General features: G+C 70.1%; 14 protein-coding genes. 9 read left to right on the forward strand and 5 right to left on the reverse strand.

What is annotated here, in order from left to right; all coding sequences use genetic code 11:
* Positions 1 to 88: 88 nt before the first annotated feature.
* Complete coding sequence (locus SLUN_RS32625) at positions 89 to 943, reverse strand: TetR family transcriptional regulator (protein ID WP_179955308.1); 855 nt, start codon at positions 941 to 943, stop codon at positions 89 to 91.
* Between the two features lie 100 nt (positions 944 to 1,043).
* Positions 1,044 to 2,825, reverse strand: coding sequence for a 3-hydroxyacyl-CoA dehydrogenase family protein (locus SLUN_RS32630; RefSeq protein WP_108153525.1), 1,782 nt, complete (start codon positions 2,823 to 2,825; stop codon positions 1,044 to 1,046).
* Positions 2,826 to 3,168: 343 nt separating this feature from the next.
* On the opposite strand from SLUN_RS32630, the gene SLUN_RS32635 reads away from it, so the two are divergent.
* The gene (locus SLUN_RS32635; protein WP_108155067.1) at positions 3,169 to 3,735 is read left to right on the forward strand and encodes an adenylosuccinate lyase; all 567 of its coding nucleotides are present in this window, start codon (positions 3,169 to 3,171) and stop codon (positions 3,733 to 3,735) included.
* Positions 3,736 to 3,809: 74 nt separating this feature from the next.
* Here SLUN_RS32635 and SLUN_RS32640 read toward each other — a convergent pair whose 3' ends face one another.
* Both SLUN_RS32640 and SLUN_RS32645 read right to left on the reverse strand, forming a co-directional pair.
* Complete coding sequence (locus SLUN_RS32640; protein WP_108153526.1) at positions 3,810 to 4,361, reverse strand: GNAT family N-acetyltransferase; 552 nt, start codon at positions 4,359 to 4,361, stop codon at positions 3,810 to 3,812.
* A gap of 48 nt (positions 4,362 to 4,409) precedes the next feature.
* The gene (locus SLUN_RS32645; protein WP_108153527.1) at positions 4,410 to 5,444 is read right to left on the reverse strand and encodes an Rv2578c family radical SAM protein; all 1,035 of its coding nucleotides are present in this window, start codon (positions 5,442 to 5,444) and stop codon (positions 4,410 to 4,412) included.
* A 172-nt stretch (positions 5,445 to 5,616) separates the two neighbouring features.
* Here SLUN_RS32645 and SLUN_RS32650 point away from each other — a divergent pair, with 172 nt between their 5' ends.
* From SLUN_RS32650 to SLUN_RS32660, 3 genes are all read left to right on the forward strand, one after another.
* Positions 5,617 to 5,982, forward strand: coding sequence for a helix-turn-helix domain-containing protein (locus tag SLUN_RS32650; RefSeq protein ID WP_108153528.1), 366 nt, complete (start codon positions 5,617 to 5,619; stop codon positions 5,980 to 5,982).
* Between the two features lie 42 nt (positions 5,983 to 6,024).
* Positions 6,025 to 6,249: a hypothetical protein gene (locus tag SLUN_RS32655; RefSeq protein WP_108153529.1), complete on the forward strand. Its 225-nt coding sequence runs from the start codon at positions 6,025 to 6,027 to the stop codon at positions 6,247 to 6,249.
* A gap of 174 nt (positions 6,250 to 6,423) precedes the next feature.
* Entirely contained in the window at positions 6,424 to 6,753 is a 330-nt protein-coding gene (locus SLUN_RS32660; RefSeq protein ID WP_159100379.1) for an integrase core domain-containing protein, read from the forward strand.
* Positions 6,754 to 6,910: 157 nt separating this feature from the next.
* On the opposite strand, the gene SLUN_RS32665 is transcribed toward SLUN_RS32660, so the two are convergent.
* Positions 6,911 to 7,474, reverse strand: a complete 564-nt coding sequence (locus SLUN_RS32665) for a dihydrofolate reductase family protein (RefSeq protein ID WP_108153531.1) — start codon at positions 7,472 to 7,474, stop codon at positions 6,911 to 6,913.
* A gap of 385 nt (positions 7,475 to 7,859) precedes the next feature.
* Between SLUN_RS32665 and SLUN_RS32670 the strand changes: the two genes are divergently transcribed.
* The 5 genes from SLUN_RS32670 (at position 7,860) to SLUN_RS32690 (ending at position 15,367) form a co-directional block, all read left to right on the forward strand.
* On the forward strand, positions 7,860 to 8,303 hold the full coding sequence (locus tag SLUN_RS32670; RefSeq protein WP_108153532.1) for an SRPBCC family protein: 444 nt from the start codon (positions 7,860 to 7,862) through the stop codon (positions 8,301 to 8,303).
* A 245-nt stretch (positions 8,304 to 8,548) separates the two neighbouring features.
* Positions 8,549 to 10,975 carry an MFS transporter gene (locus tag SLUN_RS32675; protein ID WP_371413927.1) on the forward strand — a complete coding sequence of 809 codons (2,427 nt, stop codon included), beginning with the start codon at positions 8,549 to 8,551 and terminating at the stop codon, positions 10,973 to 10,975.
* 123 nt (positions 10,976 to 11,098) lie between these two features.
* Positions 11,099 to 13,516, forward strand: a complete 2,418-nt coding sequence (locus tag SLUN_RS32680; protein ID WP_108153534.1) for an ATP-binding SpoIIE family protein phosphatase — start codon at positions 11,099 to 11,101, stop codon at positions 13,514 to 13,516.
* Between the two features lie 146 nt (positions 13,517 to 13,662).
* Entirely contained in the window at positions 13,663 to 14,382 is a 720-nt protein-coding gene (locus tag SLUN_RS32685) for a class I SAM-dependent methyltransferase (protein ID WP_108153535.1), read from the forward strand.
* Positions 14,383 to 14,479: 97 nt separating this feature from the next.
* Positions 14,480 to 15,367, forward strand: a complete 888-nt coding sequence (locus SLUN_RS32690; RefSeq protein WP_159100380.1) for a hypothetical protein — start codon at positions 14,480 to 14,482, stop codon at positions 15,365 to 15,367.
* The last annotated feature ends 178 nt before the right edge of the window (positions 15,368 to 15,545 follow it).

Consider the following 15,545-nt stretch of genomic DNA (forward strand, 5'->3'; position numbering starts at 1 on the left):
TGCTGTGCGTGATCGTGTGCGGTCAGCTCACTCTCGAGTGATGCGTGCGGTACCGCCATTCGGGTGACGGTAACTACAGCCCGTCTGGTCAGGCCCTGCGGTCCTGCAGCGCCCGCTCGATCGTGCGCATCACTTCGCCCAGCGGCGCGTCCGTACGGGCCACCGCCACCAGCACCTCGCCCTGCGCCTTCACCGCGGCGGCCGGAGCCAGGTCCGCGCTCGCCGCCTCGGTACGCCCAGCCTGCGAACGGCCCGCCCCGATGCCCGTGCCGAAGGTGTCGCGGACGATCGCGAACGCGTGGTCCAGATGGGTCTCCACATCGCCCTGACCGCCCGCCCGCAGCCAGCGGCGCAGCACATGGTTGTGCGCGGTGACGACCGCGGACGCGGCCACCTCCGCCAGCAGCGGGTCGTCATTGCCGTCGTGGTGGTCGCGCTCGTCGAAGTGGCCCAGCAGATAGCGGGTGAACAGCCGCTCGTAGCGGGCCACCGAGGCGATCTCACGCTCCCGCAGCGTGGGCACCTCACGGGTCAGCCGGTAGCGCTCGACGGAGACCGCCGGGGAGGCCGCGTACATCCGCATGACCTCCTTGATGCCCCGGCACACCGTGTCGAGCGGATGCTCGTGGGCCGGAGCCGCGTTCAGCACCGCCTCGGCCCGCACCAGCGTGTCGTCGTGGTCCGGGAAGATCGCCTCTTCCTTGGAGCGGAAGTGCCGGAAGAAGGTCCGGCGGGCGACCCCGGCGGCAGCCGCGATCTCGTCGACGGTCGTCGCCTCGTAGCCCTTGGTCGCGAACAGCTCCATCGCCGCCGCCGCCAGCTCGCGCCGCATCTTGAGGCGCTGCGCGGCGGCGCGACTGCCCGCGGCACTTTCAGGGGCGTCGGACGCGGCTTTGGTGCGGGTGGACCTGGCGGGCTGGGGCATGACCCGAACGTACTGCATCCGTGCAGGAGACCGCGCCTGTGGGTTGCGGGTACCCCCGCCGGATGCGGGGGGAGGGCCGCCCGGAGGGCCGAGCAGCCCGCCCCAGCCCGCGTCGTGATCAGCGCCGGGCATATTCGCGGAAGCCACGACCCGTCTTGCGGCCGAGGCAGCCCGCGGCCACCAGGTGCTCGAGCAGCGGCGCCGGCGCCAGGCCCGGGTCGCGGAACTCGCGGTGCAGAACCTTCTCGATGGCGAGCGAGACATCGAGCCCGACCACGTCGAGCAGCTCGAAGGGGCCCATCGGATAGCCGCCGCCCAGCTTCATCGCGGCGTCGATGTCGTCGAGGGTCGCGTAGTGCTCCTCGACCATCTTGATCGCGTTGTTGAGGTACGGGAAGAGGAGGGCGTTGACGATGAAGCCGGCCCGGTCGCCGCAGTCCACCGGGTGCTTCTTGATCTTCGTGGTGACCTCGCGGACGGTGGCGTGGACCTCGTCGGAGGTCAGCACCGTACGGACCACCTCGACCAGCTTCATCGCCGGAGCCGGGTTGAAGAAGTGCATCCCGATGACGTCCTGCGGGCGCGAGGTGGCCCGCGCACAGGCGACGACCGGAAGCGAGGAGGTGGTGGTGGCGAGCACCGCGCCCTCCTTGCAGACCTTGTCGAGGGTGGCGAAGAGCTCCTGCTTGATATCCAGGTCCTCGGCGACGGCCTCGACCGCGAGGTCGACCTCGGCGAAGGCGTCGAGCGAACCGGCCGGGGTGATGCGGCCCAGGGTCGCCTCACGGGCCTCGGCCGTCATCCGGCCCTTGTCGACGGAGCGCGCAAGGGACTTGGCGATACGGGCCTTCGCCGTCTCCGCCTTCTCCGGGCTGCGGGCGGCGAGCACGACCTCGTAACCGGCCTTGGCGAAGACCTCGGCGATACCGCTCGCCATGGTCCCGGAGCCGGCGACGCCGACGGAGCGGATCTCGCGGCCGGCCGCCCCCTCGGCCGCGGGCTGCGGTGTGAGGGCGTCCGGGACCAGGACCGAGGTGCCGGCGGCCGCGTATGAGTAGAAGCCGCGGCCTGTCTTGCGGCCGGTCAGCCCCGCCTCGCTGAGCTGCTTGAGGATGGGCGAGGGCGCGTGCAGCCGGTCGCGGGACTCGGTGTACATCGCCTCCAGGACGGTACGGGCGGTGTCGATGCCGATCAGGTCGAGCAGGGCGAGCGGGCCCATCGGCAGCCCGCAGCCGAGCTTCATCGCGGCGTCGATGTCCTCGCGGGAGGCGTACTTGGCCTCGTACATCGCGGCGGCCTGGTTGAGATAGCCGAAGAGGAGCCCGTCCGCGACAAATCCGGGGCGGTCGCCGACCGCGACCGGCTCCTTACCCAGCTCGCGGGCGAGCGTCGTGACGGCCTCGACGGCGATGGGCGAGGTGAGCACCGAGGAGACGACCTCGACCAGCTTCATCGCCGGGGCCGGGTTGAAGAAGTGCAGGCCGAGCACGCGCTCGGGGTGCTCGGAGTCGGCGGCGAGCCGGGTCACGGAGAGGGCGTTGGTGCCGGTGGCGAGGATCGCGCCGGGACGGACGATGGCGTCCAGCGCGCGGAAGACCTGCTGCTTGGCCTCGTAGGACTCGGGCACGACCTCGATCACCAGATCGGCGTCGGCGGCGGCGTGCAGATCGGAGAAGGTGCGGAAGCGGGCGAGGGTGTTCCGGCGCTCCTCCTCGGTGATCCGCTCGCGCTCCACGGCGCGGGCGGTGGAGGCCTCGAGGACGGTGACGGCCTGGCGGGCGGCGGCGTCGCTGATGTCGATGCCGATGACCTCACGGCCGGCGCGGGCGAGGACTTCGGCGATGCCGGTGCCCATGGTGCCGAGGCCGACGACGGCAATGGTGTTCAGAGGGGTGTCCATCGGGGGACTCCAGGGATGAGTGACGACTGATGAGGGGCGCGCGCGGGCGAGAACGCCAAGGGCGCGGGGCGCACGGCAATTGCGTGTCGTGGTGCAGGGGCCGACGGACTCTGTCCCGGAGTCGCGTCGTGCTCACGCAGGTGCAGAACTCATGTGCAGAACTACCGAACCGACAAGCACTCGCGGCGGCTGCGTCACCAGGCCACCGTGAGCTGTGCGGGGGTTACCCGCTCACTTGAGATTAACTCGCGAGTAACGAGCGCGCCAGACCTGGGAGGGTGTGATCTGGATCGCCGGTACATTGCGGGTCCATCGCCGACAAACCGCCGATACCCTGACCGCCATGGATGAGGAGTTACGGTCGCTCGCCGGCCGGCTGAGGGGCGAGTCGGGCGGCTCGGTGGCGTACGAGCGGCTGCTGGTGACCGAGGACCGGGAGGAACTCGCCGGAGTCCTCACCGAACACGAACGCCCCCTGTGGGCACGGGAGATGGCGGCGTTCCGGCTCGGCTGTGCGGGGGACCGCCGGGCCTTCGAAGTCCTCGTCCTGCTCCTCAACCACCGGGACCCCGCACGCTGCGTCTCGGCCGCGCACGCGCTGGCGACGCTCAACGACCCGCGTACGCCACGGGCGGCGGCCGCGCTCGCGACGAATGAGCTGAGGGTCGCCTACGCACTGCTCCCGGTGCGGCTCCTCACCCGGCTGCGGGCACCGGAATCGGCCCCGGCGCTGATCACGGTCCTGAGAAGAAGGCTCACCCCGGGCGACCCGCACTGGCGGGTGGCCCTGGCCTGTGTGGAGGGCCTGGGGGCGCTGGAGGACAAGAGGGCGGGGGACGTGCTGCGGCTGGCACGCGCGCACCCCCGGCTGACGGCCGCGGCGGAGGCGGCACTGGCCCGCGTGGACTGAGGGGGCCGCTGCTCCCATGGGACTCCTGGGTGCGCGCCGCCGCGGAGGTGCGAGCCGGTCCGGGGCTTCCCCAGTTACGGAGTCAGCGCGCGGGCGTAGCGCACCTCCGGTACGGCGACCCCGTCCACCTCGAACGGCTCCTCCGCTCCGTCCGGCGCGAAGCCCGCCTTCTCGTAGAAGCGGCGGGCGCGGTCGTTCTCCTTCAGGACCCAGAGCAGCATTCCCGCGAACCCGTCAGCCACGGCCCGCCCCGTCAGCTCCGTCATCAGCGCCCGCCCCACCCCCGTGGAGAGCTGCTCCTCCAGCACATATATCGCGTACAGCTCGCACTTCTCGCCCGTCGCGTCCTCGTCGCGGCTCGGTCCGCAGCACCCCCAACCGACCACTTCCCCGTCCCGCTCGGCCACCAGATTGGTCGTCCGGGCGCGGCCCTCCGCAAGGAACTCACGACGCCGCGCCGCGTCCTTCTCCACGCTCATCGCGTCCAGATACGACTGCGGCACCAGCCCCGCATACGCCGACTGCCAGCCCCGCACCCGGACCCTGGCGACCGCCTCGCAGTCGTCCGGTGTCATCTCGCGGATACGCGCATCAGGGGCTTGTACATGGGTGAGTCGCGTCGTCATGCGTCCATCCTTGCGGACGCCACTGACAGTCCGGACCGACAGCCCGGCTCAGAGCAGGGTGAGCTGCGTGGGCTCAGCCTCCGCGGGCACCGGCTCGGCATGCGCCGAGATCCGTCGCGGCGTCCCCCGGTCCGCGGGACCGATGCCGAACTCCGTGGCCAGTTCATGGACTTGGCGGGTGATCCGGCGCTGATACCACTTCGGCGCGTACGCCCCCTCCGCGTACAGCCGCTCGTAGCGCCGGACCAGATACGGATGGTGCTGCCCCAGCCAGGCCATGAACCACTCGCGCGCCCCGGGCCGCAGATGCAGCACGAGCGGCGTCACCGACGTCGCCCCGGACGCGGCGATCGCCCATACCGTCGCGCGCAGCTGGTCGGGATGGTCGCCCAGGAAGGGGATGACCGGCGCCATCAGCACCCCGCAGCCGATCCCGTGCTCGGTGAGGGTGTGTACGACGTCCAGGCGCCGCTCGGGCGACGGCGTGCCCGGCTCGACCGTGCGCCACAGCTCGCGGTCGGTGAAGCCGACCGAGACGGAGATACCGACCTCGGTCACCTGCGCCGCCTGCCGCAGCAGCTCCAGATCCCGCAGGATCAGCGTGCCCTTGGTGAGTATGGAGAACGGGTTCGCGTGGTCGCGCAGGGCGCTGATGATGCCCGGCATCAGCCGGTAGCGCCCCTCCGCCCGCTGATAGCAGTCGACGTTCGTGCCCATCGCGATATGCGCGCCCTGCCAGCGCCGGGAGGCCAGCTGGCGGCGCAGCAGCTCCGGTGCGTTGATCTTCACCACGATCTGGGAGTCGAATCCGAGCCCGGTGTCGAGGTCCAGATAGCTGTGCGTCTTGCGGGCGAAGCAGTAGACGCACGCGTGCGTGCAGCCGCGATAGGGATTGACGGTCCACTCGAAGGGCATCCGCGAGGCGCCCGGCACCCGGTTCAGAATCGAACGGGCGCGGACCTCGTGGAAGGTGATGCCCCGGAATTCGGGGGTGTCGAAGGTCCTGGTGGTCACCGCGGACGTACCGAAAAGCGCGGTGTCCCCGGCCGTGGTGGGGTTCTCGACCAGATTGTCCCAGCGCATGGGTGCCTCCTAGGTAGCACTGGCCACAGAATAGAACACATGTTCCCTTGATCGCAGCTGGAGTGCGTCAGACTTTGTGGCAGGGTCCGAGGTTGACCGGTCACGAAGGGTGTCTGGGTGAGCAGATCGCAGAAGCCGTCCCGGCAGGTGTCCGTGGACGAGCAGTTCTCGTGTGGCGGTGTTGAAAGGCGAGCTCTCGCTGGCCGAGGCGGCGCGGCGACATGGTGTCTCCTCGGCGACGGTGGGGAACTGGCGGGACCGGTTCGTCGACGCGGGCAAGGCAGGCATGGACCGGTCGCTACCCGGCCCGGACGGCGGTCAGTCGCAGACAGAGCGGCGGCTCCGCACCGAGTGCAAAGAGCTCAAGCTCGCCCTGGCGGAGGCGACGGTGCAGCTGCGGATCTGGCAGAAGGGCTCGGCCGGGATCCCGGAACGCACCTACTGGCGGCGGCTCGCCCGGCACCGCGCCGGCGACCCAGCCAAAGGCCCATGGCCGGCGCCGAAGGCCGACGCGGTCGAGGCGACCGCAGCCAAGTAGGCAGCGGACTGGCCGGCCTGGGGGCACCGCAAGATCGCCGCGATGATGCGCGCCGACGGCTGCGAGGTGTCCACCTCGACCGTGGAACGGGCGCTGCGCCGCCGCGGGCTGCCGCTGCCGTCCGGGTTCCGCGCTGACCGCAGATCCTGGGCGCGGCTACGTAAGCGGGTGTTCCGCGACCCGCCGAGGCAGCGGAACCGGGTCTGGCAGACGGACTTCTCCGAGTTCGAGACCGCCCGGGCGGGATCTGGCGGATCTGCGCGGTGATCGACTACGCCACCAAGTACTGCCTCGCGGCTACTGTCACGCCCACGTCTCGCGGCGCCGACGCGCTTGCCTGCCTGCGCCGCGCCGTCGTCGAGGCGGAACGGGTCCTCGACCTCGACGACCTCCGCGCCGACCGCGGCGAGATGGACGTCGTCGACGCCGACGACTACGTCATTGGATCAGACGGCGGCGCCGATCGCGGTGGTCACCGACAACGGCCCATGCTTCCGCGGCGGCACCTTCGCCGAGGCGTTCACCGGCGACGACCCGCTGCTCCGACACGTCCGTACCAGGGTGAGGAGCCCGCAGACCAACGGCGTAGTCGAACGGTTCTTCGGCACCCTGAAGTACGAACACCTCTACCGCGCGATCATCGGCGACGGCAATGCCCTCGCCGTCGAGATCAACCAGTTCCGCCACACCTACAACACCCTCCGCCCCCACCAGGCACTCGACGACCGGACGCCGCGACAGGCGTACCTCACCAGCCGGGAGAGCCAATAGCCACCGGTCCGGTCGTCCGTTAGGGGATCCCTATCCGGACGGATCGTCTGCGGTGAAGAACAGGATCGATCCGGCAGGGACGTCACGATCGCCTCGGAACACAGCGCCACGAGATCCTTGGGTGGCCCGAAGCCCGCGCTGATCCGCTGTCGGGCACTCAGCGCCTGGTCTCGTACCTGGTCAGCACCACGCCGTCGGGAAACGTCCGGGTCTCCACCAGGCTCAGGTTCACCCAGTTGTCCAGGGCTGTGAAGAACGGCGTGCCGCCGCCCACCAGGACCGGATGGGTGACGATCGCGTACTCGTCGATCAGCCCGGCCCGCATGGCCGCCGCGGCGAGTGTGGCACCGCCGATGTCCATGGGGCCGCCGTCGTCGGCCTTGAGCCTGGTGATCTCGGTGACCGCGTCGCCGGTGACCAGACGGGTGTTCCAGTCGACCGTGCTGGTCGTAGAGGAGAACACCACCTTCGGCATGTCCCGCCAGCGGCCGGCGAACTCGATCGCCGCCGGTGTGGCACCCGGCTGCTTGTCGGCGGTCGGCCAGTGGGAGCTCATCGTCTCCCACAGCTTGCGCCCGTACAGCGCCAGGCCCGTCGCGTCCACCCGGTCGGACCACCACTGGAACAGCTCGTCGCTCGGCACGCTCCAGCCGAGGTCGTCGCCGGGCGCGGCGATGTAGCCGTCCAGGCTCATGTTCATGCCGAAGGTCAGTTTCCGCATGGCGTCAGCCTCCCGTGAGTCGGTATTCGGCGTACAGACCAGCACGGCGCGCAAAACTCATCGGTCAGGCCACACCGAGGGCCAGTTGACCACCACGCCAAGCAGATGCTCCGTACGGAAAGGAAACCTCCGACGTACCGGCGGGGACGCGACGAGCCCGCCGCCACCGCTGTGATCTGCGCTGTTGCAGATACCCCGTACGGTGAAAATCTCACTAACCGGAGGCTAAACCTACACGTACTGAGCCCAGCTATACCAAGATCAAACCCTGCCAACTCCTTGACGCATGACACAGCCGCGACCGGGGTGCCGCTGGATTTGGGCGGCCGGACCCGAGGTGATTGGCTAGCGGCACCCCCGAAGAACGAGTGCTGGAGGAACGCGAATGGCGCAGGTCGAGGCCACCACGGAACGGATCATCGCGGCGGACGCGGGGAAGGTGTTCGAGGCGCTGGCCGACTACGAGAACACCCGCGCGAAGCTGCTGCCCGAGCACTTCAGCGAGTTCGAGGTCCGTGAGGGCGGCGACGGCGAGGGCACTCTCGTCCACTGGAAGCTCCAGGCGACCAGCAAGCGGATCCGCGACTGCCTGCTCGAGGTGACCGAGCCGACCGACGGGCAGCTGATCGAGAAGGACCGCAACTCCTCGATGGTGACCACCTGGACCGTCACCCCGGCCGGCGAGGGCAAGTCGAAGGCCGTCGTCAGTACCGTCTGGAACGGCGCGGGCGGTGTTGGCGGTTTCTTCGAGAAGACCTTCGCCCCCAAGGGACTTGGCCGGATCTACGACGCGATTCTCGCCAATCTCGCCGCCGAGGTCGAGAAGTAGCCCGTGAAGTAGCCCTGCGGGGTTGCCGTAACGCTCACCGTTTCGAGTGGTTTTCCCCGCGGCGCCGTGATGCGCCCCGCGCACCACGGGTCGCGGGAAAGCCCTGATGAGCGCCCGACGTGCGCCCCACCGGCGGCAGTTGGGCCCCACGACGCGCCTCTGCTCCCGGTAACGTCACGCTTGCTCCCCGTTGGCGTGTAATGCGAAGAATGACGCCGCGCAGCCGTGACGAGGGGAGCAGTGACGTGGGCGGGATCACTCTGGTGAAGGACGAGCAGGCGGCCGCGGCCGCTGCCGCACCGCCTCCACCGACCGGGCCGGCCGCGCTCAGCCCGCGCCGCGTACGCCTCGTCTTCATCGGGCTGATGCTCGCGCTGCTGCTCGCCGCGCTCGAGCAGATGATCGTCGCCACCGCCCTTCCGAAGATCGTCGGTGAACTCCAGGGCCTGGACCGGATGCCCTGGGCGATCACGGCCTACCTCCTGACCTCCACCATCGGCCTGCCCATCTATGGCAAGCTCGGCGACCTCATCGGCCGCAAGGGCGTCTTCCAGTTCGCGATCGTCGTCTTCATCATCGGCTCGGCGCTGGCCGGCTGGTCGCGCAGCATGGACCAGTTCATCGCCTTCCGCGCCATCCAGGGAATCGGCGCGGGCGGCCTCGTGATCGGCGTACAGGCGATCATCGCGGACATCGTGCCGCCCCGCGAACGCGGCCGCTACATGGGCCTCATCGGCGCGGCCTTCGGGCTCGCGTCCGTAGCCGGACCGCTGCTCGGCGGCTTCTTCACCGACCACGCCTCCTGGCGCTGGTGCTTCTACTTCAACGTTCCCTTCGGCCTGGTCACCCTGATCGTGATCACCGCGGTGCTGAAGCTCCCGAAGCCGGTCACCAGGGCCCGACTCGACGTCCTCGGCGCGTTGTTCCTCGCCGCCGCCTCCACCTGCCTCGTCCTGCTGACCAGTTGGGGCGGCACGGAGTACGCGTGGGGCTCGCGCGTCATCCTGGGACTGGCCGCCGGGGCGGCCGGAACGACCATCCTTTTCCTGGTCGTCGAGTACTTCGCGCCCGAACCGATCATCCCGCTCCGGCTGTTCCGCGACTCGATCTTCAACATCACGGGCCTCGTCGGCGCGGTCGTCGGCGTCGCACTCTTCGGCGCCGCCGGCTATCTGCCGACCTTCCTCCAGATGGTCGACGGAGCCAGCGCCACCGAGTCCGGTCTGCTGATGCTCCCGATGATGGGCGGCATCGTCGTCGCCTCGATCGTCTCCGGCCGGCTCATCAGCCGTACCGGGCACTACAGGATCTACCCCGTACTCGGCAGCGCGATCTCGGCCGTCGGCATGTGGCTGCTGTCGCGTCTGGAGACCGGTACACCCCGGCTCGACTACAGCATCTGGCAGGCCGTGCTCGGCGTCGGCATCGGACTGGTGTTGCCGGTGCTGATCCTCGCCGTGCAGAACGCCGTACCGCCCGCCGACCTCGGCACCGCCACCAGCGCCAACAACTACTTCCGGCAGATCGGCGGCAGCGTCGGCGCCGCCGTCTTCGGCACCCTCTTCGCCAACCGGCTCACCGACGCGCTCGCCGACCGGCTCCCGGCCGGCGCGGGCCTGCCCACCGCGTCCATTCCACACGCCGAGTCCATCACTCCGCAGATGGTCCACGCGATGGAGCCCGCCCTGCGGGACGGCTACATCCAGGCGTACGCAGACGCGATGCCGCGGATCTTCCTCTATCTCGTGCCGGTGCTCGCGCTCGGCCTCTTCCTCGCCTTCTTCCTCAAGGAGAAACCGCTGGTGTCCCACAGCACCCAGGCCGCCGAGCCCGCCACCGCCCCCGTTCCCCCGGCACGCAGTGCGCGCTCCGACCGCACCGACCGCTCCGACCGCACCACGCCGGCGTACTCCTCCGGTGTCCCGGTCTGCGGCACCGTCCAGCACTACGACGGCAGTACCGTCCCGCGCGCCGCCCTGACCCTCATCGACGTACGCGGAAAGCAGATCGGGCGCGGCGCGAGCGGCGAGGACGGGCGGTACGCACTGAGCGTGCCGGGTTCCGGCTCGTACGTCATGATCGCTGCGGCCGGCGGACACCAGCCGCAGGCCGTCACCGTCACCGTCGGCGAGCGGCCCGTCGAACTGGACGTGGTGCTCGGCGGAGCCGGCAGGCTCGCCGGAGCCGTCGTAACGGCGGACGGCTCGCCCGTACGGGACGCGGCGGTCACGCTGACCGACGTACGCGGCGAGGTCGTCGCCAGCACCCGCAGCGGCCGCGAAGGCGGCTTTGTGATCACGGAGTTGGTGGCGGGGGAGTACACGCTCGCCGCGAGCGCCCCCGCTTTCCGCCCGGCCGCGCTCCCGGTGAGCGTGCAGTCCTCCCGCGAGACCCGGCAGGACATCGAGCTGGCCGGCGGGGCGTTGCTGCGCGGCACGGTTCGGGCCGGCGGCGGGCGCCCGGTCGAGGACGCGCGGGTCACTCTGCTCGATGTGGCCGGCAATGTGGTGGACACCCTCACCACGGGCCCCGACGGCACCTTCCGCTTCGTCGATCTGTCCTCGGGGGAGTACACGGTGATCGCGGCGGGCTATCCGCCGGTGGCGACAGTCCTGCAGGTCGCGGGCGGCGGGCGCACCGAACGCGATCTCCAGCTGGGGCACGAGGACTGACGTCTTGTCAGTTCGGCGCGGGCGAACCACCTATTCCGCGGTTGCCCCGCGCGGCGCCCGCGCAGCGCCGTACCGTGGTTGCAGGGCCGCAGATCCTGGCAGCGGGGAAGGAGCCTGACACCCATGGACAGTGGTGTTCCGGCGACACCGCCACAGCAGTACGCGGCGGCCGGCCGGATTCCCCTTGCCGTGGTCGTCGTGGACGGCGACGGCTTGGTGTCGCACTGGTCGACGGGTGCGCGGCGGCTCTTCGGCGCCACCAAGGAGCAGGCGGTGGGACAGCCCGCCGTCGAGCTGCTCCCCGTTTCCGGTGCGCTGACGGAGGACGGCGAGTACGACGCGTACGACAGATACGACGGTCTGGGCCCCGGACTCGACGCATCGCTGAACGGCCTCACCTCCTACCCGGCGGCGGGCCGGGCCCGGCTCTCGGAGCCGGGGCGCGAGCGGGTCGATGTGCTGTGGTGGGCCTACCCCATGGTCGGACCCGGCGACGAGCGGCTGCTCGTACTGGCGGCGGACGCCGCGCAGTTCGGCGGCGAGGACGAGAGTGTCGAGCGCATCGCGCCCGGATTCGCCCTGCACACCGAGTTCCCCGGCTTCGACGAGCTGGCCCGCAGGCTCCCCGAGATCCTGCCGAGCATGAGCGTCCAGGAGTCGACCCGGATCGTCTCCCAGGTCCTCGACCTGGGCTATCCGGTACTGGAGTTCAGCCATCACGACCGGGTGCCCGTCACCCCGGACTGGGGTGTGCCCAGGCGCGCGGAGCGCAAGGAGCGGCAGCGCGCCGCCGCAGAGGCGGCAGCGGCGGGGCAGGCGGTGGAGACGGCCGACCTCGAGCAGGATCTCGAGTACGCCGCGGTGCGCGAGCGGCTCGAATTCCTCAACGAGGTCAGCGGCCGCATCGGCTCCTCGCTCGACCTCGCCCGTACGATCCAGGAAGTCAGCGCGGCCGTGGTGCCGCGCTTCACCGACGTCGCGGGCACCTATCTGCGGGAACAGGTCATCGCGGGCGAAGGCTTTCCGGACGGACCGCCGGACGCGACCACGATGTGGCACCGGGTGGCTGTCGAGCATGTGGACGAGCCGGGTCGCTGGGACGATGTCGTACCGGTCGGCGAATCCATGCCGTTCCCCGAGCACACGCCGTTCTTCCAGTGCATGACCACCGGCGACCCGGTGCTGGTGCCGCGCATCAGCGAGCAGATGGGCAACGCCATCGCCTCGCAGTTCGAGAAGCGCGACATCCGGCCGCTGATCAACAACCGCTCGATGCTCGTCGTGCCGCTGAAGGCGCGCCATGTGGTGCTGGGCTTCATGATCCTGCTCCGGCACGCCGAGCGCGCCCTGTTCAACGACATGGACCGGGTCACGGGGGCCGAACTGGCCGCCCGCGCGGGGCTCGTCCTCGACAACGCCCGTATGTACACCTACCAGGAGAGCGTCGCCGAGACCCTCCAGGACTCGATGCTTCCGCAGGTCACCCCGAGAATGGCCGGGTGTGACACGGCCACCCGCTATCTGCCGGGCACCCTGCTCGGGCGGGTCGGCGGCGACTGGTTCGACTCCATCAAGCTGCCCGGCTCGCGCACCGCGCTGGTGGTGGGGGATGTGATGGGGCACGGACTCAACTCCGCCGCGATGATGGGCCAGTTACGTACGGCGGTACAGACCATGGCAGCACTCGACCTGCCGCCCGAGCAGCTCCTGCGGAACCTCGACGACCTCGCCCAGCGTCTTGGCGAGCACTACCTGGCGACCTGTCTGTACGCGGTCTACGACCCGATCCGCAATGAGCTGCGGTTGGGAAACGCCGGGCATGTGCCGCCGGTGATCGTCCGCGCGGCCGACGGGCGCAGCGAGCTGCTGGAACTGCCGACCGGAGCGCCGATCGGCGTCGGCGGGGTGCCCTTCGAGAGCGTGCGGGTGGCCGTGGCGCCCGGCGACCGCCTGGTGATGTGCACGGACGGCCTGGTGGAGGTGCGGGGCGAGGACATCGGCGTCGGTCTCGCGACCCTCTGCGAATCCGCTGCGCACCCCGCCGCCTCCATGGACGAGGCCTGCGACACCATCATCCGCTCGCTGGCTGCGTCATTCCCGGAAGCGGGCCGTGGCGGACGCAAGGACGACGTGGCCCTGCTGATGGCCAGGCTGAACGGCATCGACGCCGAGTCGGTGGCGGCCTTCGAGCTGTCGCTGGAGCCGCGCGAGGCGGCGCGGGCGCGGCGGCTGGTCCGTGGACAGCTGCGGGCCTGGGGCCTTGCCGAGGTGACAGAGACCGCGGAACTGCTGGTCAGCGAATTGGTCACCAACGCGGTACGGCACGCGCGCGGCCGCCGTGCGGAGCTGCGGCTGGTACGGGCGGGATCGCTGCTGTGCGAGGTGGCGGACGAGGACCACACGCTGCCGACCCTGCTCGACGCGCGCCCCGACGGTGAGCGCGGGCGGGGACTGCGGGTGGTGAGCAGCCTGGCGCGGGAGTGGGGCACCAGCCGTACGTCCGACGGCAAGACGGTCTGGTTCGAGCTGGCACTGGCGTAGCCACACTGTCGCAGTGGCGGGGGGCGCTTGTGAGGGCTGGGCGCAGGGGTCGAACGCCAGGTGAAGGAATGCTCCGGACGCTTGTCGCCGCAACCCAGGAGCGATAGACCGATCTTGACGTCGTGTCATATCCTGGGGAGCTGGTCATGAGCGTGACGAGTCGGTACAAGGACGCCTGGGAAGGTTTCTGGAGCGAGGCCTCGGGCGAGCCCGGGGAGGTCTTCTGGGATGCGGAGCCGGCGCTCACCGCGGGGCCCCATCTCGCGGTCTACGAACCGCATGTTAACCACCCGGGCCTGACCCTGGTGGATCTGGGCTGCGGCAACGGTACCCAGACCCGCTTCCTCGCCGACCGCTTCCCGCAGGTGCTCGGCGTGGACCTGTCGGCAGCGGCGATCGGGCTGGCGAAGCAGCAGGACAAGCTGAACGAGGCGCGGTTCCAGGAGATCGACGCGGTGGACGGGGAGGCGGTGGCGCGGCTGCACGACGACCTCGGCGACGCGAATGTCTATATGCGCGGAGTGCTCCACCAGTGCGACCCCGAGGACCGGCAGACGCTGGCGGACTCGATCGCCACGCTCGTCGGTGAGCGCGGGCGGGGCTTCGTGGTGGAGCTCGCGGAGGCCGCCGGACAGAAGCTGATGGGCCTGGCCCAGTCACCGGAGGGCCCGCCGCCGAAGCTGCAGCCGGTGTTCCGCCACGGCCTCCAGCCCGGGTCGGTGCCCGACGCGGACATGGTGGAGTTCTTCCGTACGGCGGGTCTCGATGTGCTCGCCAAGGGTGAACTGCCGCTGACGACAACGGAGTACGCGTCGGACGGCTCGCGTATCGAGCTGCCCTCGAAATGGCTGGTCGTCGGCCGCTGATGCCGATTCGGCCGGGGAATTGGTCCGGCCGACCACGCAACGCAACGGGCCGTAACGCCCTCCTCTCGATCAAGAAACCGCCGAGGAGAGGAGAACCGTGTTCCGCAGAGCAGCCCGCGCCGCGGCGGTCACCGGTCTTGCCCTGCTTCCCCTGTTGGGCGCCGTACCGGGTCAGGCGGCCGAGTGGCGCGCGCCTGCTGCCACGGCCGCCCCGAGCCCATCAGGGGAGCCTCACCTGGAGTTCGACTGGGACAAGGTCGAGGTAGGGGGACGAGTCGGAGTCGGAATCACGGGCATGCCTCCGGACTGGGACGTCGTGACCGTCACCTGTCCCGCACTGAAGAAGCCGATCCGTCTGACCCCCGAGCGGCAGGGTGCGTCGCAGTCCAGACAATTCCCCGACTCGAAGGGGGAAGACGTCCGCAGTGACATTGCGCCGGGAACGTATCCGGCGACCGCCACCAGCGACGGCCGCACCGTCGCCACCGCGCAGCTGACGGTCACACCTGAGGCTCCCGCATCCATATCCCGGTTCGTGGCCGGCCCGAAGGGCGGGATTCTGGGCAGCGGTGACTCCACCCCAGAAGTGACCGTTCGACCGGGCGGCGAGATCGTCGTCCTCCTCGCTGACGGCAACCCCGCCCGGAAGGAAGACTCCCTCACGGTCAAGTCCAAGGCGTTCGAAGGTCCTTTGACCATCAGGACGGAGAGCGAGGACGACCCCGGGTGCAAGTGTGACGACGGGTCCACCGTGTATGCGGGACACACCACATTGAGGGACGACATCCCCGCCGGAACGTACTCGCTCACCGTCGTCAGCCACCACGGCAAGAAGACCAGCTCGGCACAACTGGTGGTGAGCGGCGAACCCGTCACGCACTACCGCGCCTGGCTGATCGGGGGAGCCGTCATCCTTGCACTGGCGGGGGCCGGGGGGTTCGTCATGCGCCGACGCCGACGGCTGAAGAGCGCCGGACAGGCGTAATCGCCCTCAGTGCCCATCATCCATCTCGTTGACCAGAGAGCCTTCGGCGAGACCACCATGTACGCGCACACCGGTGCCGCCTTCGGCGCCGAGCGCACTCTCGTCCCGCCGGAGTAGCCCGGGTACCCGGGACCACGGCACGACGAAGGCCCCGCCGAATTCGCCTTCGCGGTGGGGC

The sequence above is a fragment of the Streptomyces lunaelactis genome (genome assembly GCF_003054555.1).
Classification (GTDB): domain Bacteria; phylum Actinomycetota; class Actinomycetes; order Streptomycetales; family Streptomycetaceae; genus Streptomyces; species Streptomyces lunaelactis.